This is a genomic window from Salipiger sp. IMCC34102, assembly GCF_004145405.1.
Classification (GTDB): Bacteria; Pseudomonadota; Alphaproteobacteria; order Rhodobacterales; family Rhodobacteraceae; genus Loktanella.
Window position 1 is genome coordinate 1 of sequence record NZ_SELQ01000004.1, and the last position, 25,493, is coordinate 25,493.

The 25,493-nt window shown below is 65.0% G+C and carries 24 protein-coding genes and 1 pseudogene; 18 read left to right on the forward strand and 7 right to left on the reverse strand.

The window, feature by feature from the left end; all coding sequences use genetic code 11:
- From purU to iolB, 6 genes and pseudogenes are all read left to right on the forward strand, one after another.
- Positions 1–131, forward strand: a pseudogene (gene purU / locus EU805_RS17695) (formyltetrahydrofolate deformylase); the annotation flags it as partial.
- A 3-nt stretch (positions 132–134) separates the two neighbouring features.
- Positions 135–2,048: a 5-dehydro-2-deoxygluconokinase gene (gene iolC, locus EU805_RS09570; protein WP_129763753.1), complete on the forward strand. Its 1,914-nt coding sequence runs from the start codon at positions 135–137 to the stop codon at positions 2,046–2,048.
- The gene (iolD, locus tag EU805_RS09575; RefSeq protein WP_129763754.1) at positions 2,045–3,877 is read left to right on the forward strand and encodes a 3D-(3,5/4)-trihydroxycyclohexane-1,2-dione acylhydrolase (decyclizing); all 1,833 of its coding nucleotides are present in this window, start codon (positions 2,045–2,047) and stop codon (positions 3,875–3,877) included. Before iolC (EU805_RS09570) ends, iolD begins: the two co-directional genes overlap by 4 nt.
- 90 nt (positions 3,878–3,967) lie before the next feature.
- The gene (gene iolE / locus EU805_RS09580; protein ID WP_129763755.1) at positions 3,968–4,873 is read left to right on the forward strand and encodes a myo-inosose-2 dehydratase; all 906 of its coding nucleotides are present in this window, start codon (positions 3,968–3,970) and stop codon (positions 4,871–4,873) included.
- Positions 4,874–4,877: 4 nt separating this feature from the next.
- The gene (locus EU805_RS09585) at positions 4,878–6,005 is read left to right on the forward strand and encodes a phytanoyl-CoA dioxygenase family protein (RefSeq protein WP_129763756.1); all 1,128 of its coding nucleotides are present in this window, start codon (positions 4,878–4,880) and stop codon (positions 6,003–6,005) included.
- Positions 6,006–6,018: 13 nt separating this feature from the next.
- Complete coding sequence (gene iolB, locus EU805_RS09590; RefSeq protein ID WP_129763757.1) at positions 6,019–6,831, forward strand: 5-deoxy-glucuronate isomerase; 813 nt, start codon at positions 6,019–6,021, stop codon at positions 6,829–6,831.
- A gap of 3 nt (positions 6,832–6,834) precedes the next feature.
- Here iolB and EU805_RS09595 read toward each other — a convergent pair whose 3' ends face one another.
- Complete coding sequence (locus EU805_RS09595; protein WP_129763758.1) at positions 6,835–7,941, reverse strand: LacI family DNA-binding transcriptional regulator; 1,107 nt, start codon at positions 7,939–7,941, stop codon at positions 6,835–6,837.
- Positions 7,942–7,996: 55 nt separating this feature from the next.
- Here EU805_RS09595 and EU805_RS09600 point away from each other — a divergent pair, with 55 nt between their 5' ends.
- The 6 genes from EU805_RS09600 (at position 7,997) to alaE (ending at position 12,693) form a co-directional block, all read left to right on the forward strand.
- On the forward strand, positions 7,997–9,124 hold the full coding sequence (locus tag EU805_RS09600) for a fatty acid desaturase family protein (RefSeq protein ID WP_129763759.1): 1,128 nt from the start codon (positions 7,997–7,999) through the stop codon (positions 9,122–9,124).
- A gap of 23 nt (positions 9,125–9,147) precedes the next feature.
- Positions 9,148–9,459 (forward strand): MocE family 2Fe-2S type ferredoxin, encoded by a 312-nt coding sequence (locus tag EU805_RS09605; protein ID WP_129763760.1) that lies wholly within the window; start codon positions 9,148–9,150, stop codon positions 9,457–9,459.
- Position 9,460: 1 nt separating this feature from the next.
- Positions 9,461–10,654: an NAD(P)/FAD-dependent oxidoreductase gene (locus EU805_RS09610; protein WP_129763761.1), complete on the forward strand. Its 1,194-nt coding sequence runs from the start codon at positions 9,461–9,463 to the stop codon at positions 10,652–10,654.
- 73 nt (positions 10,655–10,727) lie between these two features.
- Positions 10,728–11,486: a 3-methyl-2-oxobutanoate hydroxymethyltransferase gene (locus EU805_RS09615; RefSeq protein WP_242494114.1), complete on the forward strand. Its 759-nt coding sequence runs from the start codon at positions 10,728–10,730 to the stop codon at positions 11,484–11,486.
- A gap of 129 nt (positions 11,487–11,615) precedes the next feature.
- On the forward strand, positions 11,616–12,185 hold the full coding sequence (locus EU805_RS09620; RefSeq protein WP_129763763.1) for a LysE family translocator: 570 nt from the start codon (positions 11,616–11,618) through the stop codon (positions 12,183–12,185).
- Positions 12,186–12,258: 73 nt separating this feature from the next.
- Positions 12,259–12,693 carry an L-alanine exporter AlaE gene (gene alaE, locus EU805_RS09625; protein WP_129763764.1) on the forward strand — a complete coding sequence of 145 codons (435 nt, stop codon included), beginning with the start codon at positions 12,259–12,261 and terminating at the stop codon, positions 12,691–12,693.
- A 188-nt stretch (positions 12,694–12,881) separates the two neighbouring features.
- Here alaE and EU805_RS09630 read toward each other — a convergent pair whose 3' ends face one another.
- From EU805_RS09630 to iolC (EU805_RS09640), 3 genes are read right to left on the reverse strand one after another with little or no spacing between them, the layout of a single operon-like run.
- Positions 12,882–13,739 (reverse strand): class II fructose-bisphosphate aldolase, encoded by an 858-nt coding sequence (locus EU805_RS09630; protein ID WP_129763765.1) that lies wholly within the window; start codon positions 13,737–13,739, stop codon positions 12,882–12,884.
- Positions 13,736–14,575, reverse strand: a complete 840-nt coding sequence (locus tag EU805_RS09635) for a 5-deoxy-glucuronate isomerase (protein ID WP_129763766.1) — start codon at positions 14,573–14,575, stop codon at positions 13,736–13,738. The genes EU805_RS09630 and EU805_RS09635 overlap by 4 nt, the downstream gene beginning before the upstream one ends.
- Positions 14,556–15,563, reverse strand: a complete 1,008-nt coding sequence (gene iolC, locus EU805_RS09640) for a 5-dehydro-2-deoxygluconokinase (RefSeq protein ID WP_255465880.1) — start codon at positions 15,561–15,563, stop codon at positions 14,556–14,558. Before iolC (EU805_RS09640) ends, EU805_RS09635 begins: the two co-directional genes overlap by 20 nt.
- A 79-nt stretch (positions 15,564–15,642) precedes the next feature.
- Here iolC (EU805_RS09640) and EU805_RS09645 point away from each other — a divergent pair, with 79 nt between their 5' ends.
- The 3 genes from EU805_RS09645 to EU805_RS09655 are packed head-to-tail and all read left to right on the forward strand — an operon-like array spanning position 15,643 to position 18,811.
- On the forward strand, positions 15,643–16,758 hold the full coding sequence (locus EU805_RS09645; protein WP_129763768.1) for a Gfo/Idh/MocA family protein: 1,116 nt from the start codon (positions 15,643–15,645) through the stop codon (positions 16,756–16,758).
- Positions 16,755–17,642, forward strand: a complete 888-nt coding sequence (locus EU805_RS09650; RefSeq protein ID WP_129763769.1) for a TIM barrel protein — start codon at positions 16,755–16,757, stop codon at positions 17,640–17,642. The genes EU805_RS09645 and EU805_RS09650 overlap by 4 nt, the downstream gene beginning before the upstream one ends.
- Positions 17,643–17,653: 11 nt before the next feature.
- Positions 17,654–18,811 (forward strand): Gfo/Idh/MocA family protein, encoded by a 1,158-nt coding sequence (locus tag EU805_RS09655; protein ID WP_129763770.1) that lies wholly within the window; start codon positions 17,654–17,656, stop codon positions 18,809–18,811.
- On the opposite strand, the gene EU805_RS09660 is transcribed toward EU805_RS09655, so the two are convergent.
- Positions 18,808–19,803, reverse strand: coding sequence for a LacI family DNA-binding transcriptional regulator (locus EU805_RS09660; RefSeq protein WP_129763771.1), 996 nt, complete (start codon positions 19,801–19,803; stop codon positions 18,808–18,810). The genes EU805_RS09655 and EU805_RS09660 overlap by 4 nt on opposite strands.
- Positions 19,804–19,935: 132 nt before the next feature.
- Positions 19,936–20,820, reverse strand: a complete 885-nt coding sequence (locus EU805_RS09665) for a LysR family transcriptional regulator (RefSeq protein ID WP_129763772.1) — start codon at positions 20,818–20,820, stop codon at positions 19,936–19,938.
- A gap of 93 nt (positions 20,821–20,913) precedes the next feature.
- On the opposite strand from EU805_RS09665, the gene EU805_RS09670 reads away from it, so the two are divergent.
- Positions 20,914–22,413, forward strand: a complete 1,500-nt coding sequence (locus EU805_RS09670; protein ID WP_129763773.1) for a CoA-acylating methylmalonate-semialdehyde dehydrogenase — start codon at positions 20,914–20,916, stop codon at positions 22,411–22,413.
- Between the two features lie 792 nt (positions 22,414–23,205).
- Here the strand turns inward: EU805_RS09670 and EU805_RS09680 are convergent.
- Positions 23,206–23,730, reverse strand: a complete 525-nt coding sequence (locus EU805_RS09680) for a MarR family winged helix-turn-helix transcriptional regulator (RefSeq protein WP_129763775.1) — start codon at positions 23,728–23,730, stop codon at positions 23,206–23,208.
- A 142-nt stretch (positions 23,731–23,872) separates the two neighbouring features.
- Here EU805_RS09680 and EU805_RS09685 point away from each other — a divergent pair, with 142 nt between their 5' ends.
- Positions 23,873–25,135 (forward strand): cytochrome P450, encoded by a 1,263-nt coding sequence (locus EU805_RS09685; protein WP_129763776.1) that lies wholly within the window; start codon positions 23,873–23,875, stop codon positions 25,133–25,135.
- Between the two features lie 7 nt (positions 25,136–25,142).
- Positions 25,143–25,466, forward strand: a complete 324-nt coding sequence (locus EU805_RS09690) for a 2Fe-2S iron-sulfur cluster-binding protein (RefSeq protein WP_129763777.1) — start codon at positions 25,143–25,145, stop codon at positions 25,464–25,466.
- The last annotated feature ends 27 nt before the right edge of the window (positions 25,467–25,493 follow it).

The window sequence follows — 25,493 nt, forward strand, 5'->3', positions numbered from 1 at the left end:
GTGACGTCGAGGCGCAGGTCCTGGCCCGCGCGATCCACGCGCATATCCACGGGCGGGTCTTCCTCAACGGCAACAAGACGGTCGTCTTCCCGGCCTCGCCGGGTTCCTACGCGTCGGAACGGATGGGATAAGGCATGTCGCACACACTCGATCTGATCACCATCGGCCGTTCGTCCGTCGATCTTTATGGCGCGCAGGTTGGCGGGCGGCTGGAGGACATGGGGTCCTTCGATAAGTATATCGGCGGCAGCCCGACGAACATCGCCTGCGGAACGGCGCGACTGGGGCTGAAGTCCGCCCTCATCACCGGGGTAGGCGACGAACACATGGGCCGCTTCATCCGCGAGCAGTTGCGGCGCGAGGGGGTGGACACGCGGGGCGTAAAGGTGGACCCGGACCGGCTCACGGCGCTGGTGCTGCTGGGCATCCGGGACGAGGACAGCTTTCCGCTGATCTTCTACCGCGAGAATTGCGCGGACATGGGGCTGACCGAGGACGATATCGACGAGGGGTTCATCCGGTCCGCGCGGGCCATCGTCGCGACCGGCACGCATCTGAGCCACCCTCGGGTGGAGGCCGCGACGCTTAAGGCGCTGCGGATCGCGCGCGTGGCCGGTCTGCGCACGGCGCTCGACATCGACTACCGTCCGAACCTCTGGGGCGTCGCGGGCCACGGCGAGGGCGAGAGCCGCTTCGTGGAAAGTGCCGCAGTGACGCAGAAGCTGCAATCGACGCTGCATCTGTTCGATCTGATCGTGGGCACCGAAGAAGAGTTCCACATCGCGGGCGGCTCGACCGACACGATAGAAGCGATGCGCGCGGTGCGTGGCGTCTCTGACGCGACGCTGGTGTGCAAGCGCGGGGCGCAGGGCGCGGTGGCCTTCACCGGCGACATCCCGGGCAACCTCGACGACGGCGAGGCGGGGCCGGGCTTTCCCATCGAGGTCTTCAACGTGCTGGGGGCGGGCGACGGGTTCATGTCGGGGCTTCTCAAGGGGTGGCTGGAGGACGCGCCCTGGCCGCGCGCGCTGGAATACGCCAACGCCTGCGGGGCCTTCGCGGTCAGCCGCCACGGCTGCACGCCGGCCTATCCCAGCTGGGAGGAGCTGCAGTTCTTCCTGGATCGCGGCGTCAAGCGCCCCGACCTGCGCAACGACGCGGAGCTGGAGCAGGTCCACTGGGCGACCAACCGGCACGGCGACTGGTCCACGGTCCGCACCTTTGCCTTCGATCACCGCAGCCAGCTGGAAGAGATGGAGGGCTACACGCCCGCCAAGGGCGCGGCGTTCAAGGAATTGTGCCTCGATGCGGCGCTGCGGGTGCAGGGCGGGCAGGGGGGCTACGGCATCCTTTGCGACGACCGCATCGGGCGGTCCGCGCTGCACCGGGCGAGCGGCACGGGGCTCTGGATCGGGCGGCCGACGGAACTGCCGGGCTCTCGGCCCATCGCGTTCGAGCCGGGGTTGGGCGCGGACCTTGGGGCCTTGCGCGAATGGGCGCGCGAGAACGTCGTGAAGCTGCTGGTCTTTTGCCACCCGGACGACGACGCGCAGACCGCGAAGATTCAGGTCGCGCGGGTGAAGCGGCTCTTCACCGCCGCGCGGCGCAACGGGCTGGAGTTCCTGCTGGAGATCATTCCCTCGAAGGTCGGGCCAGTGGACGATCAGACCTCCGCCACCCTGATCCAGACCTTCTACGACGCGGGCGTCTTCCCCGACTGGTGGAAGCTGGAGCCGTTCAGGAGCAAGGCCGCCTGGACGAATGCCGTTGCCGCGATCGAGCGGAACGATCCGCGCACGCGGGGCATCGTGGTGCTGGGCCTTGACGCGCCCGAGGCGGAACTGGCGGAAAGCTTTGCGCTGGCCGCGGCGCAGCCCTTAGTCAGGGGGTTTGCCGTGGGCCGGACGATCTTCGGCGACACCGCGCGGTCGTGGATGCGTGGCGAGATTGATGACGCGCAGGCGGTGGACAGGATGGCAGAGCGCTTTGCCAGGCTTTGCGGGATTTGGGACGATGCGCGGACATCCGCGCGAAAGGAGACGGCATGAGCGAAACGATCCGGCTGACGGCGGCGCAGGCGCTGGTGCGCTACATCGCGGCGCAGACCAACGAGGCGGGCGAGCGCTTCATCGAAGGAGTCTGGGCGATCTTCGGCCACGGCAACGTGGCGGGACTGGGCGAGGCGCTCTACGCCCACCGCGAGGACCTGCCGACCTGGCGCGGCCACAATGAACAGACCATGGCGCACGCGGCCATCGCCTACGCCAAGCAGTCGGGGCGCCGCCGCGCGATGGCCGTGACCTCCTCCATCGGGCCGGGGGCCACGAACATGGTGACGGCGGCGGCGCTCGCGCATGTGAACCGCCTGCCGGTGCTTTTGCTGCCGGGCGACGTGTTCGCCGGGCGCGGCCCGGACCCCGTGCTGCAGCAAATCGAGGACTTCGGCGACGGCACCGTGACGGTGAACGACTGCTTCCGGCCCGTGACGCGCTACTTCGACCGCATCACCCGGCCCGAACAGCTTTTGACCGCATTACCCCGAGCCTTCCGCACGATGACCGATCCGGCGGACTGCGGGCCGGTCTGCCTATCGCTGTGCCAGGACGTGCAGGCCGAGGCGTTCGACTTCCCCGTGGCTTTCTTCGAGCCGAAGACATGGTATGCCCGGCGTGTCCATCCCGACACCGGAGAGCTGGCGCGGGCTGTCGCGGCGCTGGAGGCCGCGACAAGCCCGGTGATCGTCGCGGGCGGGGGCGTGCATTACTCGGACGCCACGGCAGAGCTTGCGCGCTTCGCCGAAACGCACGGCATCCCCGTGGTCGAGACGCAGGCGGGCAAGTCCGCACTGCCGTGGGACCACCCGCTGAACCTTGGCCCCGTCGGGGTGACCGGCGGTGCCGCGGCGAACGACGCCTGCGCGCGCGCCGATCTGGTGCTGGGGATCGGGACGCGGTTCCAGGACTTCACCACCGGGTCGTGGGGCCTGTTCTCACACCCCGGCCGCCGTCTGGTCAGCCTCAACACGCAGGCCTGGGACGCCGAGAAGCACGGCGCGCTGCCCGTCGTGGCCGACGCGCAGGCCGGGATGGCCGCGCTGAGCGCGGCCTTAGGCGAACGCAGCTTCGGCGCCGAGACCGAGGCGGCCAAGGCCGACTGGTTCGCGGCGGTCGATCCGCTGACCGACAGGCCGGGCGATGGCAACGCCCTTCCGACCGACATGCAGGTCGTCGGCGCAGTTCAGCGCGCGGCTGGCCCCGAGACGGTCGTCATGTGCGCCGCCGGCACCATGCCGGGCGAGTTGCACAAGCTATGGAAGGCAGGCCGTCCCGGCAGTTACCACATGGAATACGGGTTCTCCTGCATGGGATACGAGATCGCGGGTGCCATGGGCATCAAGATGGCCCAGCCCTCTGCCGACGTGATCTGCTTCACCGGCGACGGCACCTACATGATGGCCAATTCCGAGATGGCGACCGCCGCGATGATGGGCGTCCCCTTCACCGTCGTCGTCACCGACAACCGCGGGTATGGCTGCATCAACCGGCTGCAGATGGGCACCGGCGGGGCGGAGTTCAACAACCTTCTCGACCATGCCACCGGGGGCGAAAACTCTGCCATCGACTTCGCCGCGCACGCCGCCGCGATGGGGGCCACGTCGGTCAAGGTCGGCTCTGTCGCGGAGCTGGAGCAGGCGCTGGCAAAGCGCCACGAGGCCAAGGGGCCTTACGTCGTCGTCATCGACACCGACCCCTATCCTTCGACCGAACCCGGCGGGACCTGGTGGGAGGTCGGGGTGCCGCAGGTCTCGGACCGCGAAGAGGTGCGCGCCGCGCGCGAGACCTACGAGCGCAACAAGGCCACCCAACGCCGCTTTTAGGGCGGGGGCGGCAGGATGAGTCCCGCCCTACCGCATCGCCGCAACCGTAGGACGGGACTTGTCCCGCCCCCCTGACCCAAGGACCCAATCATGCCCGTCAAGATCGGCATTTCTCTCATTGCCTGGCAGAACGATGATTTGCCCGACCTCACCGCCGCCTTTACCACCGAAGGCGCGATGGAGGACGCCGCCCGCATCGGCTATTCCGGGGTCGAGCGCGGCCGCCGGATGCCCGCCGACACGGAAGGTTTGCGTGCCTACCTCGACCGCTACGGCGTCAGCCTGTGCGGCGGCTGGTGTTCCGGCAACCTCATGGTCGCCCCCGTGGAGCAAGAGCGCGCCGCGATCCGCCAGCAGGTCGAGCAGTTCGCGGCACTGGACGCCCCCTGCATCGTCTATGCGGAATGCTCGAACACCATCCAGGGCATGCTGAACACGCCCGTCAGCCAGCGCCCCAAGCTGAGCCGCGACGAGGTGACGGGCTATGCCGCGAAGCTGTCGGAACTGGCGAAGTGGTCGCGGGACCAGGGCGTCGTGCTGAGCTACCATCACCACATGGGCGCGATGGTGCAGGACGCCGAGGATATCGACTGGCTAATGGAGGGCTCCTCGGAGGATCTCACGCTGCTCTACGACACCGGGCACCTGCACTTCGCCGGGGCCGATCCGCTGGCGGTTCTGGACAAGTGGGGCCACCGCATCCACCACGTCCACTTCAAGGACGTCCGCCAGCCTGTTCTGGACCGAATCCACCGCGATGACGCGAGCTTCCTCGACGCCGTCGCGGGTGGGGCCTTCACCGTGCCGGGCGACCCGGAGGGCTGCCTCGACTTCCAGGCCGTGACCGACAGGCTGAAGGCCATGGACTATGACGGCTGGATTGTCGTCGAGGCCGAACAGGATCCCGCCAAGGCTCCGCCGTTCGAGTATTCCAAGATGGGATACGATCATATCCGCGACCTGTGTGACCGCGCGGGGCTGGCGGTCGAAGGGTGAGGCGATGGAGGCGGGCTATTTCCTGATCGACAGCGGCAACATCGCCACGCTCAAAGCGCTGATCGCGCAGCGGCTCAAGCCGGGCGACGTGCCGTTCGCGTCAGATATCCGCCAGAACGTGCCGTTCTATGACGTCCCCGCGCTGGACCTTGACGATCCGGCCCTGCTGGCCGAATGGGCGCGGGTGTTGCGACACGGCGCAGGCGTCATCTGTCTCGGCCGCGCCTTTCCCGACACCTCACCGGTCGACCGCGCGACCGACGTGTTCCGGCAGATCATCGCCGAGGAACGCGCGGCGGGCGCAGGCAAGGGCGATCACTTCGCGGCGGCGGGGGCCAACGACCGGATCTGGAACGCGCTGCAAAAGCATTGCCTGCGCGATCCCGAAGGTTTTGCCGCCTACTACGCCAACCCCGCCATCGCCGCGGCATCGCGGGCCTGGCTCGGCCCGCACTACCAGATGACGGCACAGGTCAACCAGGTGCGTCCCGGCGGCAAGGCGCAGCGGGCGCACCGCGACTACCATCTTGGCTTTCAGACGGCCGAGGTCGCTGCCAGCTATCCCGTCCACGTCCACGATCTGACCGCCGCGCTGACATTGCAGGGTGCTGTCGCCCATTGCGACATGCCGATCGAGAGCGGACCGACGAAGCTGCTGCCGTTCTCGCAGCGTTATGCGCCGGGCTACATCGCGTTCCACCAGACCGGCCACGGCGCGTTCTTCGAGGCGCATTACATCCAGCTGCCGCTTCGGAAAGGCGACGCGATCTTCTTCAATCCCGCGCTGTTCCATGCGGCGGGCGAGAACCGCAGCGACGACATCGACCGGATGGCGAACCTGTTGCAGGTCTCCTCGCCTTTCGGCCGCGCGATGGAGGCGATCGACAGGGATGCCATGTGCCGGGCCGTCTATCCGGCTCTGAGGGCGCTGCCGCGCGACGCAGCGCAGGCCGCCATCGCCGCGACCGCCGAAGGCTACGCCTTTCCGACCAACCTCGACACCGACCCGCCGCTGGACGGTAATGCGCCGGAAACGCAGGCGGATATCCTGCGCCGGGCGCATGCGGGCGGCTGGCCCGCGCAGGACCTTTACACAGCCCTCGATGCCCTCGCGGGCCGACGCACCGCCTGACACAGGAGTTCCCATGCCCAATCTTCTTCACCGCCCCTTCGGCACCCGCGGCGAGGTGCACCGGATCACGCCCGAAAGCGCGGGCTGGCGTTATGTGGGCTTCTCGCTGCACCGGCTGCGCGCGGGCGACAGCGCGGAAGAGGCCACGGGCGATCGCGAGGCGATCCTCGTGATCATCGAAGGCAAGGCGCGGATCACCGGCGGCGGAGAGGACTTCGGCCTCATGGGCGACCGGATGGACGTCTTCGAGAAGTCTCCACCCCACGCCGCCTATATCCCCCGCGATGCCGACTGGTCGGCCGTGGCTGAGACCGACTGCACGCTCGCTGTCTGCACTGCCCCCGCCGCCGCGGGCTGCGACTATCGCGCGCAGCGGCTGGGACCGGACGGCATCACGCTGACCGAACGCGGGCGCGGCACCAACACCCGCCACATCAACAATATCGCGATGGAGGATCGCCCGGTCGCCGACCGCCTGCTGGTCACCGAAGTCTTCACTCCCGCGGGCCACTGGTCGTCCTTCCCCAGCCACCGGCACGACGAGGACGACTTCCCCCGCATCACCTACCTCGAAGAGACCTATTACCACCGCCTGAACCCCGCCTCGGGCTTCGGTGTGCAGCGCGTCTATACCGACGACCGCCAGCTGGACGAGACCATGGCCGTCCACGACCACGACGTTGTCTGCGTCCCGCGCGGCCACCACCCCTGCGGCGCTCCCTATGGGTTCGAGATGTATTACCTCAACGTCATGGCCGGACCCTTGCGCAAATGGCGCTTCGTTCCCGCACCGGAAGCCCAGTGGATCATGGAACGCGACGCCTGAGGGTCAAAGCGACTCCGGGGAGTAGAGCTGCGGGACGAGGTAGTGCTGGCCAGAAATCGCTGTCCTGTCGCCGCGCGCCGCCTCGATCATCGACGCGATCAGCGCGCGACACAGCTGGTCAAGCGGCGTTGCAATCACAAGGCTTACAATGCGGTCTGTCAGGGCTTGCCTGCTTTCGGCGGTCAATTCGTTCACGATCAACGCGACCTTGCCGGGGGGGCGCGCCTCTCGCAGGGCCGCGATCGCACCCTCCATGCCGCCGCCGGCGACATAGATGCCGCGCAGATCGGGGTGGCGGTCGAGAAGATCGAGCGTTGCCTCATAGGTGACCTGCCGGGTCTCCAGGTTCACGGTCGCATCCGACAGGTCGAGGTGCGGCGCGTGGTCCCTGAGGTAGCTGCGCAGTCCTGTCTCGCGCAGGATATGCCCGTGCCAGCGGTTCCCGCCGATGAAGACCGCCACCTTGCCGGGCGCGCGCGACTGCGTGCCGATCATCCACCCCGCGATCCGCCCGACCTTGACGTTATCGAGCCCGAAGTAGCTTTGCTGGACGCCCGATGCGGCGTCATTCAGAAGCGAAAAGACAGGCTTGCCGCGCTCTTGAAGTGCGCGGATCGCGTCCGACACGGTTGGATGATTGATCGCCGACGTTGCAACGACGTCCGTCGTCTCCGCCACCGCGGTCAATTCAGAGGCAAAGTCGGACGGGGATTGAGAGGCGGCGAAGCGCACGTCGCATCGACCGCGAATGTCCGTGCGTCCGCTGACTGCGGTCTCCAACGCTTTTGCGAAATTGCGATAGAATTCTTGGCTCGGCTTGTGCAGCACGAAGCCGAACCGGACCAGTGGTCGCGTCGCATCCAGCTTGATCGCTTCCAGTTTCGCCGTTGGATAACCGATCCGTTCGGCAGCCGCGAGCACGCTGTCGATCGCCGCGGCGCTGACGCCCGGTCGCTCGTTAAGGACCCGGTCCACCGTTGCAAGACCGACGCCGGCCGCTTTGGCCAGATCTTTCAGGGTCGGGCGGCGGAGCTTCACGGTATTTGAGTGCTTTGCATCATGTCGCGAGCGATATTGAGGTCTTTTGAGGTGATCGACAAGCCCGAGCATGGCGGAACCGGAAAGTGCAGGTAACTTCAAAGGCACGCCAACTTGGGAGGTTCTGATGGCAAAGCGCGACTATTCCCTGCTGGGCGCGGACGCCCAGCGTGCCGTGGACACGGGTCTGTCGGCGGCGGACTGGTATCTGACCGATATTCCCCGCAAGGAAATGAAAGCTTTGATGAAACGCGAGGACGGCCCCGCGATCCGCGATGCGATCATCCTGTTCGGGTCGATGATTGCGCTAGCCGGGATCGGCATCGCGCTTTGGCCGTCGTGGTTGTCGGCGCCCTTCTGGCTGGCCTACGGTGTGCTCTATGGCTCGGCGATGGACAGCCGCTGGCACGAATGCGGGCACGGAACGGCGTTCAAGACGCCATGGATGAACAACGTGGTCTATCAGATCGCGTCCTTCTGCATGGTGCGCAACCCGGTCACCTGGCGCTGGAGCCACGCGCGCCACCATACCGACACCGTCATCGTCGGCCGCGATCCAGAGATCGTGGCGATGCGTCCGCCGGCGCTGTTTCGCATCTTTCTGAACTTCTTCGGCATTCTCGACGCCTTCAACGGCTGGAAGCGGATGCTGGTGAACGCCACCGGCAAGCTGGACGAGGAAGAAGCGACCTACATCCCCGACAGCGAGAAGCCGAAAGTCGTGCGAATCGCCCGCATCTGGGTCGTGATCTATGCGGTCGTCATCACGCTGGCCGTGGCGATGGGGTCGATCCTGCCGCTCATGGTGATCGGGCTGCCGCGGCTCTACGGTGCTTGGCACCATGTCCTGACGGGTGTGCTGCAGCACGCGGGTCTGGCCGAGAACGTCATCGACCACCGCCTGAACAGCCGCACCGTCTATATGAATCCGGTCAGCCGCTTCATTTACTGGAACATGAACTACCACTGCGAACATCACATGTTCCCGATGGTGCCCTATCACCGGCTGCCCGAGCTGCACGAGCGGATCAAACACGACCTGCCCGTGCCGAACACCTCGATGTGGCAAGCCTATCGCGAGGTGCTGCCGATCCTGCGCCGTCAGCTGCAATATCACGATGAGTTCCTGCAGCGCGATCTGCCCGAGGGTGCCGCTCCCTACCGCGTCGACCTGCACCGGTCCGCCCTTGGCGAGGACGTGGACCAGCCGAAGGGCAAGGCCGACCTCAATTCCCCTGCGGTTCCCGCAGAATAACACTCAACCGGGAGGACAACGACATGGCAGACTGGATCGACGCCTGCGCCAAGGACGACATCGAGGAAGAGGATCTTATCCGCTTCGATCACGGGGATCGCACCTTTGCGATCTACCGCAGCCCCGAGGACGAGTTCTTCTGCACCGACGGACGCTGCACCCACGAGGACGTGCATCTGGCCGACGGGCTGGTGATGGACCACACCATCGAGTGCCCCAAGCACAACGGCCAGTTTGACTACCGCACCGGAGAGGCGAAGCGTGCTCCGGTTTGCGTGAACCTCGCGACATACCCGGTCAAGGTCGAGGGCGACCGCGTCTTCATAGAGATCTGACGTGCCCGGGATCGTCATCATTGGCGCCGGTGAATGCGGGATCCGCGCGGCATTGACCGCGCGGGAGGCTGGGTATGACGGTCCGATCACCGTCCTCGGCGACGAGGCCGCTCTGCCTTACGAGCGGCCCCTGCTGTCGAAGCCAAATTCGGGCGGTGTGGTCGAGAAGCTGATCGCGACGCGGGAGGCTTTGGATGACATGTCGATCACGCTCGAAACCGATGTGTCCGTAACCGCGATCGATCGGGACGAGCGCATGGTGGTCCGCGCGCAGGGAGACCCCCTGCCTTTTCGGAAACTGCTGCTCGCGACGGGCGCGCGCGCCCGCAGGCTGAGCTGCCCCGGTGGGGATCGCGCGCGGGTTCTGAGAACGATGGAGGACGCGCGCGCGATCTATTCCGCGGCCGGGACGGCCCGGTCGGCGGTGATCGTCGGGGCGGGCCTGATCGGGCTGGAACTTGCCGCCGAGTTGACGGGCCGCGGCCTGGGCGTGACGGTTCTGGAAGCCGGTCCTCGTCCCTTGGGGCGCAATGTCCCCGAGCGGCTGGCGTCCAAACTGACGACTCGCCATCAACAGGCGGGTGTGGAGGTTCTTTGCGGAGTCCAGGTGGCCTCCTGCACCGAAAGTGACGTCGTTCTGGAAGATGGACGTGCTATCGCGGCAGACCTGATCGTAGCCGCCATCGGTGTGGAGCCGAATGTCGAGTTGGCGGTCTCTGCAGGGCTGACGATCCAGAACGGCATTCGCGTGGATCGCCGACTGGTGACGGACGACCCTGATATTCTGGCTGCAGGCGATTGCGCGGCGGTCGAGATGCGCTCCGGCCTGCATCTGCGATACGAAACCTGGCAGAACGCACAGGCGCAGGGCGAGGTGGCCGGACGTAACCTTGCAGGCGGCAACAAAGAATTCGATGTGCCCGTCTGGTTCTGGTCGGACCATTACGAGATCGGGTTGCAGGGTGTCGGGGATACGTCTGGTCAGCCGGCAGCGTCGCGTGAGATGGGCAGAGATTCCGAAATCCTGTTCTTCCTCAACGACGCGGGCGCGCTGATCGGCGCCGCGGGTCTGGGGCAGGGCAGTGCCGTCGCAAAGGACATCAAGATCGCACAGAGGCTTATCGGCACCACCCTTGATCCGGTGCTTTTGTCCGATCCCGCGCACAACTTGAAGAAACTGCTCAGGGCGGCCTGAGCGAGGGGGATCAATGGAACTATACCACAACCGGCCGACGGTCGCGGATATCCGCGCGCTCAAGGGCAAGCGCATGCTGTCGATGCTCTATGTCGACACGCCCGAAGAGGCGGCGGCGGCGTCCGAGGCCGGGATCGACATGCTGTCGATCGTCGATCCCGTCTGGACCCCCGAAATGCGCGAGGCGGCGGGCGATTGTTTCGTCCAAGTCGGACTGCTTTACGGAGACCTCGTGACGGTGGAGGATTACCAACGCGCCGCACACCGGGCGATGCAGGTGGGCGGTGACTGCGTCTATTGCGCCTCTTCGCTTGGAACGATCAAGGTTTTGGCCGACGACGGTATACCGGTCGTAAGTCATATCGGGCTGATCCCGTCGAAAGCGACCTGGACCGGTGGGTTCAAGGCGGTCGGCAAGACCGCTGACAGCGCCATGGACGTTTTCCGGCACGCGAAGGCGCTGGAAGAGGCGGGTTGCTTCGGGGCGGAGCTGGAGGTGGTTCCCGACAGGGTCGCCGCCGAGATCGCCAAGCGCACCAACCTCATCCTTCTCGGTATGGGCGCGGGCCCCCATGCGGATGCGCAATATCTCTTTGCCGAGGATGTTCTTGGATATACCCGGGGCCACAAGCCACGTCATGCCAAGACTTACCGCGATTTTCGAATGGAGCTAAACCGTCTGCAAAAGGAGCGCATCGCTGCGTTCCAGGAGTTCAATGCGGAAGTCGCCAGCGGCGCCTATCCGGCTTCAGAGCATTCTGTTTCGATTTCCGATGCGGAATTTGAGAGATTTGTCTCCCAGATCACCTCGGACAAAGCCAAGGAGCGGTGACTGAAACTACGGGAAGAGATGTGGCCCGCTTCGGTGGACGCATTCAACGCGAGTTGGATATCAGCGTATGCGTCACCAACGCCATGTGGGAACCGTCGCTTAATGATAAAGCTTTATTGGAAAACATGAATGCCTGATTTCGAAGTCTTTCTGATTTTCTTCGCCGCTTCGGCTGCACTTGGGCTCGCTCCCGGACCAGACAATATATTCGTCATCACCCAGTCAGCACTTTACGGGCGACTTGCGGGACTGGTCGTCACGTTGGGATTATGCACAGGTTTGCTGGTCCACACCGCTGCTGTTGCATTCGGTATCGCCGCCGTTTTCGCAGCATCCTCCATGGCGTTCAACATGGTAAAGATTCTCGGAGCCGCCTATCTGCTGTATCTCGCATGGCGCGCGTTCAGAGCGGGCACATCGGCCGTGACGGCGAACCAAGCGGGCGATCCGGGGCTTACGCAGCTCTATTTCCGTGGAATCGTAATGAATATTACGAATCTAAAGGTATTAATCTTCTTTCTCGCCTTTCTTCCGCAATTCGCAGACCCGACCGTCGGTCCCTTGGCTCCGCAATTGTTTCTTCTAGGGTGCGTTTTCATATTTGCGACGATCCTCGTATTCGGATCCATAGCATTGGGATCGGGGTTCCTTGGCAAGTGGCTAAGAGCTTCGCCAGCCCTTCAACTTGTCTTGAATTAGATCGCGGCGGTGGTATTTGTCGGCTTGGCCGTCAGGCTGGTCATAGCCGAACATTAAAGGCTATTCAGTTCAGATGTCGCATCATACCCCACGAACACAAAGACCTTCCACCGCGCGCCTGTTCGTGGTGGACACCTTGGCAACAGTTCTTTTTTTCACGGCCGTTGCGAGCTTCTCTGAGCTTTTCATCGCAGGCTTGGAGGCCAAAGAGGTTTTGGCTACGCGGATCTTGATGGTGCCGATCATGATCGCAACCGCGCGCCCGTATACTGGGTGGCGAGACTGGCTTCTCGAGCGCGCTGCGCCTCGCAACCGCATAACGACAACCTTGGTCGATATCGGTGCTTTTCTCACCTTTCAGGGCCCGGTGTATGGGGCAACTCTTTTACTGGCCGGTGCAGAACTCGCAGAGCTGGGCGCGGCGCTCGGTTCCGCTCTTGTCTTCATGATCTTACTGGCTCGGCCCTTCGGATTATTCGTCGAGTGGGTAAGAGTCAGGTTTGGTTAGTTTACGGGAATAATCCCCCGTCTCGCGGGTCCGAAAGCTCTGAGGTATGAATCTAGTTTCCTTTGGACCCAGCAGCGTTCTCAGAAAATAGCGCAGGGGTTCATTTCAAATATATAGCAATCATTTCAGGACACTGACGCACGCCGAAGGTCAGTCGAAATTGCTTCAGTATTTCCGCCGATAGCTTGTCATAGTCGCAACATCGATCGAGCCTGCCCGCCCGCACCGAACTGTCGAATGACCTTGCGGGCCGCGTCGGTGAGCGGCGGTTCGCTTGCCGAGAGGATCGCGATGCGGTCGAAGAGGTCGGGATCGGCGGACAAAAAGTTTCGAAGGGCCTGTCCGAACACCCGGCGCAACTCGGTTCCGACGTTGATCTTGGCGATGAGCGTTTGTGCGGGCAGATCCTGCCGATCTTCGAGGCCCAGGCCGGACCCGCCATGGATGACCAGCGGCACAGGGGTTTGCCGCGCGATGGCTTGCAGCCGCTCCCGATCAAGCGCCTGCCCCGCGCTGGTCTGCAGATGCACGTTGCCGACCGAGATCGCCAGGGCATCGACACCGGTCTCGGTCACGAAGGGGCCGACCTCGTCGGGGTCCGTTCCCTTGGACGCGGCTCCTTCGGCATATCCGACGAAGCCGAGTTCGCCCTCGCAGGATGCGCCGAACCGCCGTGCGAGATCGACCACGGTTTTTGTCTGCGCGATGTTTTCCTCCAGCGGCAATCGTGAGCCATCGAACATCACCGAGGTGAATCCGCAGCGCAGCGCCTCCTCGCATTCCGCGAGGGTATGGCCGTGATCCAGATGCGCCACGACTGGCACCGAAGCCTGGTCCGCCAGATGCAGGAACATGGCGGCAAGGACGGGCAGCGGCGTGTGCGCGCGGCAGGAGGGTCCCGCCTGCAGGATGACGGGCGCGGCTTCGGCCTCGGCCGCGGCGACGTAAGCGCGGGCGTCTTCCCAGCCAAGGCAGACGAAGCCGGGCACCGCATAGCCGTGGGCATTGGCGGCGGGCAGGACGTCTTTCAGGGTCGCCCGGGTCACTTGAACTTGGCCACCATGTCCATGATGCCGGGGATGGTGTGCAACTGCTCGGCGTGGGTGGGCTGGAAATACTGCTTCAGCGACCGCTGCGACAGGCCGCCCAGGATCGTGAAGTAATACATCTGGTAGCCCGGCAGGGCGCAGCAGGGGTGATAGCCCTTGTCGATCAGCACGGTGGAGCCGTCCATGATATGATAGGCGTCGCCGGGCTCGTTATCGACGCGCTGCAGCATCTGCAGGCCAGAGCCGTAGTCCGGCTTGAAGCGGAAGTTGTAGCATTCGTCGTGCCGCGTCTCGTCGGGCAGCCGGTCGGTGTCATGCTTGTGGCTGGGAAAGCCCGACCAGCCGCCCGCGCCTACGGTGAAAAGCTCGCTCACCAGCAGGCGGCCCACCCGGTCGTGGTGGCCCGCGCCCAGGATGTGCTTGATCTTGCGGTGGGTCTTGGTGTCGTCGGAGCCGTATTGCACGAGGTCCAGATCGGCGGCCCGGACGGCGAAGGGGGTAAGCCGCTCGTCGAACTTCGCCCCGGCGACGAAGGTCTCGGTGTCGGTGCGGGCGGTGATGCGCGCGCCGGTGTCGGTCGGCACGTAGACGCCCTCGGGCTCGCCGTCCCAGACGTCGGCGCCGCGCTGGCCGATGTCTGCGAAGGTCTCTCCGCCGGTCTCTACCGTCACGGTGCCGGTGGCGGGCACGATGCAGGTCTCGTATCCGGGGACGCGGTAGTCGAATCTTTCGCCCGCCTTCAGCTTGACGATGTTGAAATAGGTGAGCGGGACGTGGGCGTCGTCCACGTCCACGATGGGACGGTTGGCATTGTCATGGGGCGGGATGTGCATCGGTCACCTGCTGGATCGGGGAAAGGGTATGCGAGGCCATGAAGCGGGCCAATTCGTCCGCCGTGGGCATCGCGGGCGCGCAGCCGACGCGGGAGACGACGATCGCCGCGGCGGCAGACCCGCGCTCCACGGCGGCAGCGACCGGCACCCCGGCCGCCAATCCACCGAGGAACCCGGCCATGAATGCATCGCCCGCCCCCGTCGGCTTGATCGCCCCGGTCTCGAAGATGCCTGTGCGGACCTCGCCGTCGCGGGTGATCGTGACGGCCCCTCGCTCGCCCATCTTGTAGACGACGATCCTTGCCGTTTCGGCAGCGAGGGCGCGGGCCTTGGGCAGGCCCCGGTCGTAGTCCCCGGCCATGAAGCCGAATTCCTCGTCGTTGCCGACGATGATGTCGCAAAAGGTGGCCGCGTGGCTGTAGACCCGCTCGGCTTCCTCCGCCGAGGCCCAGGTGTAAGGACGATAGTCGACGTCGAAAACGACCGGCAGGCCCACCGCCTTCGCCAGTTCGACAGCGCTCAGGGCCGCGCTGCGCGACGGCTCGGTCGCCAGCACCGTTCCCGTCGTCACCAGCGCCTGGAACGCGGCGTAGGGCAGGGCGCGCACGTCCTCTTGCCTCATCTCGAAATCGGCAGCACCGTTGCGGTAGATCACCGACTGCGTGTCCTGCAGCCGCGTCTCGACCACCGCGAGCGAGTTGCGCGCCTCGCCGCCGACCGCGCGGACGAACCGGCGGTCGATCCCGTAGGCGTCCAGTTGCGCAAGGCAGAAGCGGCCCACCGCGTCGTCGGACACACAGGTGACGAGCGCCGCCCGCATCCCCTGACGGCACAGACCGGCCGCGATATTCGCCGACGATCCGCCAAGCGCGGCGGTAAAGGCGGTGGCGGTCTCGATCGTGGTGCCCGGAGGATCGGCATAAAGGTCCATTCCGGCGCGTCCGATGATCAGAAACCCGGCCCCATCCCGGTCGAGAATATCCGTCACTAAAAACTGGCCTTTTGCCGTTGCCGAAGGTCTCGGCGCAGGATACGAAATTTGCAACCGGTTGCAATATGGGTTCGGCATGGCGGATATCGGGATCGGGATCGTCGGGGGCGGCTACATGGGCAAGGCCCATTCTGTCGCCATGTCGGCGGTCGGCGCCGTCTTCGACACACGTCTAAGGCCGAAGTTGGAAATGATCGCTGCCACCAGTGCGGCCAGCGCGCAAAGCTACGCGCGGGCCTACGGGTTCCGCCGCGCGACGGACGACTGGCTGGCGCTGGTCGAGGACGCTCAGGTCGAGGCGATCGTCATCGCCTCGCCACAGGACACCCATCGCCAGATCGCCGAGGCGGCCTTTGCCTTGGGCAAGCCGGTGCTGTGCGAAAAGCCGCTGGCCGCGACGCTCATTGATGCGCGCGCGATGATCGCCGCGGCCGAAGGCGCGGGCGTCGTGAACATGACCGGGTTCAACTACATCCGCACCCCGGCCAGCCAATTCGTCCGCCGGATCCTGGCCGATGGCACCATCGGAGAGATCAGGTGGTTCCGGGGCGAGCACACGGAGGATTTCCTTGCCGATCCCGAGACGCCCTTCAACTGGCGCTGTGCGGGGCGCGCGAACGGGAACATGGGCGACCTTGCCCCGCATCCGATCAACGCGGCGCTTGCGCTGATGGGGCCGATCGCGCGGGTGATGGGCGAGGTCAGGACGGTCGTGACGGACCGGCCCGGCGGGCGTGTAGCCAACGACGATCACGCGCAGATCATGTGCCAGTTCGCCTCAGGCGTGATGGGGCACATCTATTCCAGCCGTGTCTCGACCGGGCGCAAGATGGGCTACGCCTACGAGATCACGGGCAGCAAGGGTGCCATCCGCTTCGACCAAGAGGACCAGAACGCGGTCTGGCTCTATCTGGCCGAGGGACCGGAAGCGACACGGGGCTTTCGTAAGATCCTGACCGGCCCGGCCCACCCGGATTACGCGCCGTTCTGTCAGGGACCCGGTCATGGGACGGGCTATCAGGATCAGATCATCATCGAAGCAAAGGATTTCCTGACCGCCATCGACACGGGTCAACCGGTCTTTCCGACTTTCCGGGACGGGCTGGAGGTCGCCGAGGTGGTCGAGGCCGTATTCCGCTCTGCGGACCGGGGGACTTGGGTCGATGTAGAAGAGGTGAGGGACGCGACATGAAAATCAGCCTTGGAAACGCGCCTTGTTCGTGGGGTGTGGAATTCGCGGACGATCCGCGCAATCCGCCGTGGCGGCAGGTGCTGAAGGACTGCGCGGACGCCGGGTATCGGGGCATCGAACTGGGTCCCATCGGCTACATGCCGGAGGATCCGGTCGTTTTGGCCGACGCACTGGCCGAGCACGATTTGTCACTGATCGGCGGCGTCGTCTTCCGCCCGTTCCACGATCCGTACAAATGGGACGAGGTCCGTGATGCAGCGATCCGAACGGCGCGGTCGCTTTCCGCGCACGGGGCGCGCCACTTCGTGTTGATCGACTCGATCTCGGCGCGCCGCGCGCCGACGGCCGGACGCGCGGACGAGGCGGAGCAGATGGAGGCGGACGAATGGCGCGGTCTGAAGAACCGGATCGAGGCCGCCGCGCAGATCGGCGCGGATCACGGCCTCATCCCGTCGATCCACGCCCACGCGGGCGGCTTCATCGACTTCGAACCAGAGCTGGACCGCCTTCTGGACGCGATCGACGCGGACCTGCTGAAGATCTGCTTCGACACCGGCCACCATTCCTATGCCGGGTTCGATCCGGTCGATTTCCTTGAACGCCACGCCGCGCGCGTGTCCTACATGCACTTCAAGGACATCGACCCCGCAGTGAAAGCTCGCGTCGTCGCGACCCGGACGGACTTCTACACGGCCTGCGGGCAGGGGATCTTCTGCAACCTTGGAAAGGGAGACGTGGATTTCCCGGCGGTGCGGCGGATCCTCGTCGAGGCGGGCTTCGACGGCTGGTGCACGGTCGAGCAGGATTGCGACCCGATGCTGGCTGTCTCTCCCATCGAGGACGCGCGGGCCAATCGCGCCTATCTGCGGTCAATCGGATTTTGAAAGGACGCGCCATGGGTAAGTTACGCTGGGGCATGATCGGCGGTGGCGAGGGCAGCCAGATCGGCCCGGCCCATCGTCTGGGCTCGGGTCTCGACGGGCTCTTCGAGTTCACCGCCGGGGCGCTCGACCATCGCGCCGACGAAGGCCGCGCCTACGGGCGCAGGCTGGGGCTTACCCCCGACCGCTCCTATGGCGACTGGCGAGAGATGCTGGACGGCGAGGTAGGCCGCGACGACCCGGTCGACCTTGTCACCGTGGCCACGCCCAACGCCACGCATTTCGAAATCACCAAGGCCTACCTGAGCGCAGGTTTCCACGTCCTGTGCGAAAAGCCGATGACGATGACCGTCGAAGAGGGCGAAGAGATCGTCGGTCTGGCCCGCGAAACCGGCCGGATCTGCGCGGTCAATTACGGCTATTCGGGCTACAGCCTCGTGCGGCACATGCGGGCCATGGTCGCCCGGGGCGATCTGGGGGCGATCCGTCTGGTGAAGGCCGAGTTCGCCCACGGCCATCACGCCGATGCCGCCGACGCCGACAACCCGCGCGTCCGCTGGCGCTACGATCCCGCACAGGCGGGGGTCAGCGCACAGTTCGCCGATTGCGGGATCCACGCGCTGCATATGGCCAGCTTCGTGATCGGGCAACAGGCAGAACGCCTCTCTGCCGATACCGTCAGCTGCATCGCCAGCCGAGAGCTGGAAGACGACGCGATGGTGAACCTGCGCTTCGACGGCGGTGCTGTGGGGCGGCTTTGGACCTCGTCCATCGCCATCGGCCGCCAGCACGGTCTGACATTGCAGGTCTTCGGAGAGAAGGGCGGCCTGCGGTGGAGCCAGGAACAGCCGAACCAGCTTTATTGGATGCCGCTGGGGGGGAACCTGCAGACCATCGAGCGCGGGCAGGCGGGCCTGTCGCCCGAGGCGGACCGCACCAGCCGCGTCACGGTCGGCCATGCCGAAGGCATGCCGCTGGCCTTCGCCAACATCTATGCGGACCTCGCCGAGGCGATCCGGGCCCGGCACGAGAACCGCGAGCCCGATCCTGCCGCGACCCTCTATCCCATGGCCGAGGATGGCTTGCGGTCGATGGCCGCGGTCTTTGCCGTGGCCGAAAGCGGCAAGGCGCAGGGCGCCTGGACCGACGCCCGCCCGCCGATGTTCCGCTAGACGGGCGGCCCGAGCGTCCCGCGCTCCGCCAGGCCGAAGGGCAGCATCCGGTGTTCGGGCACGGCCTCGGGGTCGGCAATGCCCCGTTGTATCAGGCCGACCGCCGCATCGACGATAGCGCCCAAGGGCTGGACGATGGTGGTCAGCTCGATCCCAGACCAACCGGCGATAGCCATGTCGTTCAGCCCCAGCAGGCCGAGGTCCTGCGGCACCCGAAGATCGGCGGCGCGCGCGGCCTGCAACGCACCCACGGCGATCACGTCGTCGCCACAGAACCAAGCCTCGACCGGGCCTTGCCTCAGTGCCACGGTCATGGCCTCGTGTCCGGCCGCGTAGGAGTAATCCCGTGCGAAATGGACGGTGGCAACCTTCCCTGAGCCTGTCAGAGCCGATTGAAATCCCGCAAGGCGCTCCTGAGTGGTCGTGGCGTGTTCGGGACCGCCGAGGAACCCGACATCCCGGTATCCACGCGCCAAGAGTGTCTGCGCCGCGAACCGGCCCGCCGCCGCGTTGTCGATGCCGGCGAACGCCGTCCCTGCGACCGGGGACGACCATCCGAATGCATGCACGACCGGGATACCCGCGTCTTGAAACACGGTTGCGAACTGCGGGGGCAAGGTCGAGGAGGCCACGATCACGCCGTCGACGCTGTATTGTCGAAGCTTCGTCAGGGATTCGCCCGCGTCGGCTGCGCCCGACAGGTTCAGCAAGAGCGGTCGCAGGTCCGCATCCTGCAACGCCCGCGTGAATGCGTCGAAAATCTCGAGGAAATAGGGGTTGGTGAAATTGTTGGAGATCAGGCCGATCAGCTTCGTCCGCCCCGTCGTCAGGCTGGAGGCAAGCACGTTCGGCTGATAACCAAGCTCCCGCGCGGCCCGTTCGACCCGCACACGCATCGCGGGCGAGACCGAGGCACCGGGTGTGAACGTCCGCGACACCGCGGACTTCGACACCCCGGCCCGAACGGCGACATCGTGCAATGTGACGGCCATGTGGTTCCACCTGTTTGCTGAGTTCGATCTGAAGATCTTGTGGCTTCTCGTGCAAGCCGTGTCGCATCGCGCGAGAGCCGGAGGGGCTTCGCGCAGGGTCTTTGCGAACGATGTGCGCGGCGATGCCGCGGCTCAAAACGGGGCGAAATGATCGCGTTCGTCCCGCACCAGCTCATCGAGCAGTTGGACGACAGCCTGAACCCGGCGCGCGACGCGCAGGTTTTCGTGCCAGACGATCCAGTAGCTTCGAGTGACCGAAACGTTGGGAAAGAGTCGCACCAGGCCCGATATTCCCGACGCCATGAAGTCGTGGCAGATGCCGATGCCCGCGCCCGCGCGAACCGCTTCAAATTGGCCGACGGCGGTCGAGACCGCGATATCGGCGCGCCAGTCGCGCGCGATCTCCTGCGCGTAGTTCAGTTCGGGACTGTAGATCAGATCATCGACGTAGCCGATCAGAGTGTGCGACTTGAGCGCCTCGATCGTGTCTGGCGTCCCGGCGCGGGCGAGGTAGTCCTTTGAGGCGTAAAGGCCCAGCGAGTAGTCGACGAGTTTCTTGATCCGCAACCGTCCCTTTTCGGGTCGGCCCACCATGATCGCGATATCGGCCTCGCGCTCGGACAGTGAAAAGCTGCGCGGAACGGGGACCAGTTGCACTCGCAGGTCAGGATAAGTGTCCCGAAACCGCCCCAGTCGGGGCGCCAGGAACGCGCTGCCGAATCCGTCCGGCGCGCCGATCCGAACGGTTCCGGCCACATCATCCTCGCCGCGCAACCGGGATGTGCCTGCCAGCACTTCTGCCTCTATGCGCTCGACGGTCTCGAACAAGGCGGCCCCATCCTCCGTCAGGGTCGAACCGCGCGTCGTCCGTTCCAGCAGGCGCGTGTTGAGCGCGCTCTCGAGGGCAGTGATGTGTCGGCTGAGACGGGATTGGCTGACACCAAGCCGTGTGGCGGCCCCGAGCATCTGGCCCTCGCGGGCGACAGCAAGGAAATACCGAAGATCGTCCCAGTTCATATGTCCATTCGTGCATAACGGTTTGCCGGTTGCGTCCGTTTATATGCGAAAGCGGATCGCGGATACATCCTGCAGCAAACGCAGGAGCCACCCATGACCGAGATCGCCCATTTCATCGACAACGCCCGCGTCGCCGGCACGTCCGGCCGCAGCCAGCCGGTTTACAATCCGGCCACCGGCGAGTCGGACAAGACCGTAGCTCTGGCGTCCGCCGACGAAGTCGATGCCGCCGTCGCCTCTGCCAGGGCTGCGTGGAAAAGCTGGTCCAAGACGCCGGCTCTGCGCCGCGCGCGTGTGCTCGACCGGTTCAAGACGATCCTGTGGGACCGGGCCGATCAGCTGGCGCAGGCGATCAGTGCCGAGCACGGCAAGACCCACGAGGACGCGCTGGGCGAAGTCACGCGCGGGCTGGAGGTCGTCGAATTCGCCACCGGCGCGCCGCACCTGCTGAAAGGCGACTACACAGAGGACGTGGGCACCGGCGTCGACAGCAATTCCGTCCGCCAGTCGCTGGGCGTCGTCGCGGGCATCACGCCCTTCAACTTCCCGGCCATGGTCCCGATGTGGATGTTCCCGGTGGCGCTCGCCTGCGGCAACACCTTCATCCTCAAACCCAGCGAACGCGATCCCTCCGCGTCGCTGCTGATCGCCGAGTGGCTTGCCGAGGCCGGTCTGCCCGAAGGCGTCTTCAACGTCGTGCAGGGCGACAAGGACGCGGTCGATGCGCTGCTGCACCATCCGGACGTGAAGGCCATCAGCTTTGTCGGCTCGACCCCAATCGCAAAATACATCTACGAGACCGGCACGAAGAACGGCAAGCGGGTGCAGGCCCTTGGCGGGGCCAAGAACCATATGGTGATCCTGCCTGATGCCGACCTCGACATGGCCGCCAACGCGCTGATGGGCGCGGCCTATGGCTCTGCCGGAGAGCGGTGCATGGCGATCTCGGTCGCGGTGCCGGTTACGGATGCCGTGGCGGACGCGCTGATCGAGCGGCTGGTGCCGAAGATCGAGGCGTTGAAGGTCGGCCCCGCCGCGGACAAGGCCAGCGACATGGGACCGGTCGTCACGAAAGCCGCGCAAGAGAAGATCGTCGGTCTGATCGAGAAGGGCGAAGCGGAAGGTGCGAAGATCGTCGTCGACGGGCGCGACTTCACCCCGCCGCAGGGCTATGAAGGCGGCTACTTCGTGGGCCCCACGCTGATCGACGAGGTGACCCCGGACATGACCGTTTGGCGCGAGGAAATCTTCGGTCCCGTCCTGTCGGTCGTGCGCCGCAAGGACTACGCCGAGGCGGTCGACCTGATCCACGCGCACGACTACGCCAACGGCGTGGCGGTCTTCACACGCGACGGCGACGCGGCCCGCAACTTCGCCCACGATATCGAGGTCGGCATGGTCGGCGTGAACGTCCCGATCCCGGTGCCGATGGCCTTTCACAGCTTCGGTGGCTGGAAGCAGTCGCTCTTCGGTGACCACCACATGCACGGAATGGAGGGCGTGCGGTTCTACACGCGCCTCAAGATGATCACCACCCGCTGGCCCACGGGCGTGCGGACAGATCCCGAGTTCGTCATGCCGACAATGGGATAAGCAACTGAGCGAAAACCTTTGGAGTGTCGCTCACCGGCGCGCACAATGAAAAACATCTATAGGTCTTGCCCGGCCATCCACAAGTTCGGGCCGCCCGAGATCATGAATACGGACCAGGAATTGCAGTTCACATCCTTCGCTTGGACGGATCGGCTCCGTCGATCAGGTGTCTCAATATCGCTGGGTAGGAAACGTCGGTTCCTTGATAACATCTTCATCGAACGGCTATGGCGCACCCTGAAATACAAATGGGTATGCCAGCTTGCCTGGGAGACCGGTCCGGAGACGAAATCCGTTATTCGGAAATAAATCACCTTCTACAATCACCAGCGCCGGCAGTCAGCCCTAGTCGGCCAGCCCCCGGCGCTGGTCTTCTGGCAGAGAAATGATATCAACCAGCCCGATCAGTAAGTGCAAAGAGTAGCTTAAACTACGTCAGATCTTTTGCAACGATCAGGGAGTAGCTCAATCTTAAACTGCGCGCAGCTTGTCGAGAAAGACCGCGCCGGCTCGCGCCTTGGGCTTGTAGGCGTCGGGGAAGTCGGGCTGGTCGACGTTGCGCCAACCCGGCGCGATCTTAAAGCTGTCAGCTTGAGTGCCTTGTCGAATAGTCGTTCTAGGCTGAAAATTTAGGCCACATTGGAAAACCCAAAAGGCGAAGGAAAAGCTACCTAGTAAGCAGGCCTGCTCGAAGTACATTCGAGGATGAAGGACCGGCCCGGCATGGCCTTCGCGCGCTAGGCGGTCGGTGCCGGGCGGTGGTCGGTCCCCCCGGATGCGGGCCGTCCGTTGTCATTCGCCCTTGGCGGCGTTCAGCTTGTCGAGGTTGTGCAGGAACCGCCGCAGCATGTCGTTGAAGACCTCGATCTCTTCGATGCTGAAGCCGTCCAAAAGAAGGTGCTGGCGTCCGAGCGCCTCCGTAAGGATGCGGTCGTGCAGGCGCCGGCCTTCCTCCGTCAGCCAGAACCCGCGGCTTCGACCGTTGGCGTGCAGCTCACCCTTGTGGGCCAGATTCATCTTTTCCAGCCGCGAAACACAGCGGCTCACCGCGCCCTTGTCGATGCCGATGGTGTTCGCGGCCTCGGTCACGGTGGCCCCGGGTTGGCGCGTCAGCATGACCAGCATGCGCCAGTCCACGACCCCGATTCCGTAGGTCTCGGCGTAGATCTTCGACGCAGCGCGCGTGAAGCGGTTCGCAGCGAAGGTCAGCAGCACGGTGGGGCTGCGCGAAAAGCTCAAGGTGCGCGCGCGGTGCCCGTCTTCGTCTTCAGTTTCGACAAGAAAGTAAGAATCGAGGTCGTCGGGTTGGTCGCTCATGAGATCGTGATAGCGGATCGCAACGCCTAACGACAGCATTCGATGATGTCAGCACAATTTAATGTTGACCCTGCAACAACGAATCTCCTAGCGTTCGGATGTGGCGCCGGGGGAGAGGCCGCCACACGAGGAGGAGTAAGCCATGAACGACCCAGCAAACCGGGCGGCGTCCGGCTGTCCGATGAGTGCCGCGTCCCGGCAGTTCGAACCGTTCGAGCACCGCGGGATGTACGATTTCCTTGCCTCCATCCGCGAGGATGTTCCGATCTTCCACGCCGAGCAAATCGACTACTGGGTCGTCACCCAGCGGGACGACATCGAGGCGATCATGCCCGACAGCGAACGATTCTCGGCCGCGATCGCCACGCAGCCGATCTTTCCCTGGCCCGAGACCGTGGGCGCCTTGCTCAAGGACCGCGATTTCACCAACGAAGCGGTCCAAGTGGCCTGTGATCCGCCCCGCCATACGCGGGTGAAAGGGTCGGCCACGAAGTTCCTGAACATCCGCCAGTTCATGGGATACGAGGACCGCCTGCGCGATCTGGTGCGCGGCTATATCGAGAAGATGAAGGGGCAGGAGACCGTCGACCTGGTGGAGGCGATCACCTACGAGTTCCCCGCGCAAGTGGTGTTCCTGCTGCTTGGCGTGACGGATTTCGATCCGCGCAAGATCAAGGCCTGGGGCGATCTGCGGCTGCACATGATCTGGGGCAACCCCGATGAACACGATCTGGTGCAGGGGGCCAGCGATCTGGCCGACTTCTGGGATTACACCGTGGAGCTGGTCAAGGCGCGCAAGCACGCGCCGCAGGACGACTACCCCAGCCTGCTGTTCGAGATCCGCGACGGCGACGACGAGATCCTGACCGAGAACGAGATCCGCAGCCTTGTCTTCGGGCTTCTGCTTGCCGGTCACGAGACGACCACGAACGCCGCCGGTAACATCATCCTCGAACTGATGCGGCATCCCGATCAGTGGAAGGCCATCGTCGAGGATCCGGGTCTGGCGAAGAATGCCGTCGAAGAGGGGCTGCGCTATGCCTCTTCAGTCGTCGCCTGGAGGCGGCAGACGAAGGAGCCGGTCACCATCGGCGGGGTCGACCTTCCCGCCGGTGCGAACCTGCTGCTGTCGCTGGCTTCGGCCAACCGCGACCCGGCGAAGTTCGACGCCCCGGACACCTTCGACATCACCCGGTCCAACGCGCGCGAGCACATGGCCTTCGGCAAGGGGCTGCACCATTGCCTCGGCGCGCCACTCGCGCGGCTCGAACTGCGGATCCTGCTGGAAGAGCTCAGCGCGGCCTTCCCACGGATGGAGCTGGCCGAGGACAACATGGTTTTCACGCGCACCCTGTCGTTCCGGGGACCGTCGCGGCTTCCGGTCCGGCTTAACGAAGACAGATAGAGGCCCCATGGTTCAGCTTCATTTCATCCAGCCCGACGGCACCCGCACCTCCATCGAGGCCGAGCCTGGCCGATCGGTCATGGAAGTCGTGCAGTCGAACGGGATCGCGGGCATCGTCGCGGAATGCGGCGGCTCCATGGCCTGTGCCACGTGCCACGCCTTCATCGACGAGGCCACGATCGAGAAGATCGGCCGGTCGAGCGACATGGAGGATGAGATGCTCGACTTCGCGGCCACGCCGCGGCGCGACAACAGCCGTCTGACCTGCCAGGTCACTGTAACCGACGCCCTGGAGGGGGCGGAGATCGAGATACCGGCAGAGCAGCATTGACGAAGACCGCCCTTGCGGCGGGCAGCT

What these genes read in the sequence shown, in the direction of transcription:
- iolC (WP_129763753.1), top strand. Translation starts at nt 135, where the DNA reads ATGTCGCACACACTCGATCTGATCACCATCGGCCGTTCGTCCGTCGAT.
- iolD (WP_129763754.1), top strand. Translation starts at nt 2,045, where the DNA reads ATGAGCGAAACGATCCGGCTGACGGCGGCGCAGGCGCTGGTGCGCTAC.
- iolE (WP_129763755.1), top strand. Translation starts at nt 3,968, where the DNA reads ATGCCCGTCAAGATCGGCATTTCTCTCATTGCCTGGCAGAACGATGAT.
- EU805_RS09585 (WP_129763756.1), top strand. Translation starts at nt 4,878, where the DNA reads ATGGAGGCGGGCTATTTCCTGATCGACAGCGGCAACATCGCCACGCTC.
- iolB (WP_129763757.1), top strand. Translation starts at nt 6,019, where the DNA reads ATGCCCAATCTTCTTCACCGCCCCTTCGGCACCCGCGGCGAGGTGCAC.
- EU805_RS09595 (WP_129763758.1), bottom strand. Translation starts at nt 7,941, where the DNA reads ATGCTCGGGCTTGTCGATCACCTCAAAAGACCTCAATATCGCTCGCGA.
- EU805_RS09600 (WP_129763759.1), top strand. Translation starts at nt 7,997, where the DNA reads ATGGCAAAGCGCGACTATTCCCTGCTGGGCGCGGACGCCCAGCGTGCC.
- EU805_RS09605 (WP_129763760.1), top strand. Translation starts at nt 9,148, where the DNA reads ATGGCAGACTGGATCGACGCCTGCGCCAAGGACGACATCGAGGAAGAG.
- EU805_RS09615 (WP_242494114.1), top strand. Translation starts at nt 10,728, where the DNA reads ATGCTGTCGATGCTCTATGTCGACACGCCCGAAGAGGCGGCGGCGGCG.
- EU805_RS09620 (WP_129763763.1), top strand. Translation starts at nt 11,616, where the DNA reads ATGCCTGATTTCGAAGTCTTTCTGATTTTCTTCGCCGCTTCGGCTGCA.
- alaE (WP_129763764.1), top strand. Translation starts at nt 12,259, where the DNA reads ATGTCGCATCATACCCCACGAACACAAAGACCTTCCACCGCGCGCCTG.
- EU805_RS09635 (WP_129763766.1), bottom strand. Translation starts at nt 14,575, where the DNA reads ATGCACATCCCGCCCCATGACAATGCCAACCGTCCCATCGTGGACGTG.
- EU805_RS09645 (WP_129763768.1), top strand. Translation starts at nt 15,643, where the DNA reads ATGGCGGATATCGGGATCGGGATCGTCGGGGGCGGCTACATGGGCAAG.
- EU805_RS09650 (WP_129763769.1), top strand. Translation starts at nt 16,755, where the DNA reads ATGAAAATCAGCCTTGGAAACGCGCCTTGTTCGTGGGGTGTGGAATTC.
- EU805_RS09655 (WP_129763770.1), top strand. Translation starts at nt 17,654, where the DNA reads ATGGGTAAGTTACGCTGGGGCATGATCGGCGGTGGCGAGGGCAGCCAG.
- EU805_RS09660 (WP_129763771.1), bottom strand. Translation starts at nt 19,803, where the DNA reads ATGGCCGTCACATTGCACGATGTCGCCGTTCGGGCCGGGGTGTCGAAG.
- EU805_RS09665 (WP_129763772.1), bottom strand. Translation starts at nt 20,820, where the DNA reads ATGAACTGGGACGATCTTCGGTATTTCCTTGCTGTCGCCCGCGAGGGC.
- EU805_RS09670 (WP_129763773.1), top strand. Translation starts at nt 20,914, where the DNA reads ATGACCGAGATCGCCCATTTCATCGACAACGCCCGCGTCGCCGGCACG.
- EU805_RS09680 (WP_129763775.1), bottom strand. Translation starts at nt 23,730, where the DNA reads ATGAGCGACCAACCCGACGACCTCGATTCTTACTTTCTTGTCGAAACT.
- EU805_RS09685 (WP_129763776.1), top strand. Translation starts at nt 23,873, where the DNA reads ATGAACGACCCAGCAAACCGGGCGGCGTCCGGCTGTCCGATGAGTGCC.
- EU805_RS09690 (WP_129763777.1), top strand. Translation starts at nt 25,143, where the DNA reads ATGGTTCAGCTTCATTTCATCCAGCCCGACGGCACCCGCACCTCCATC.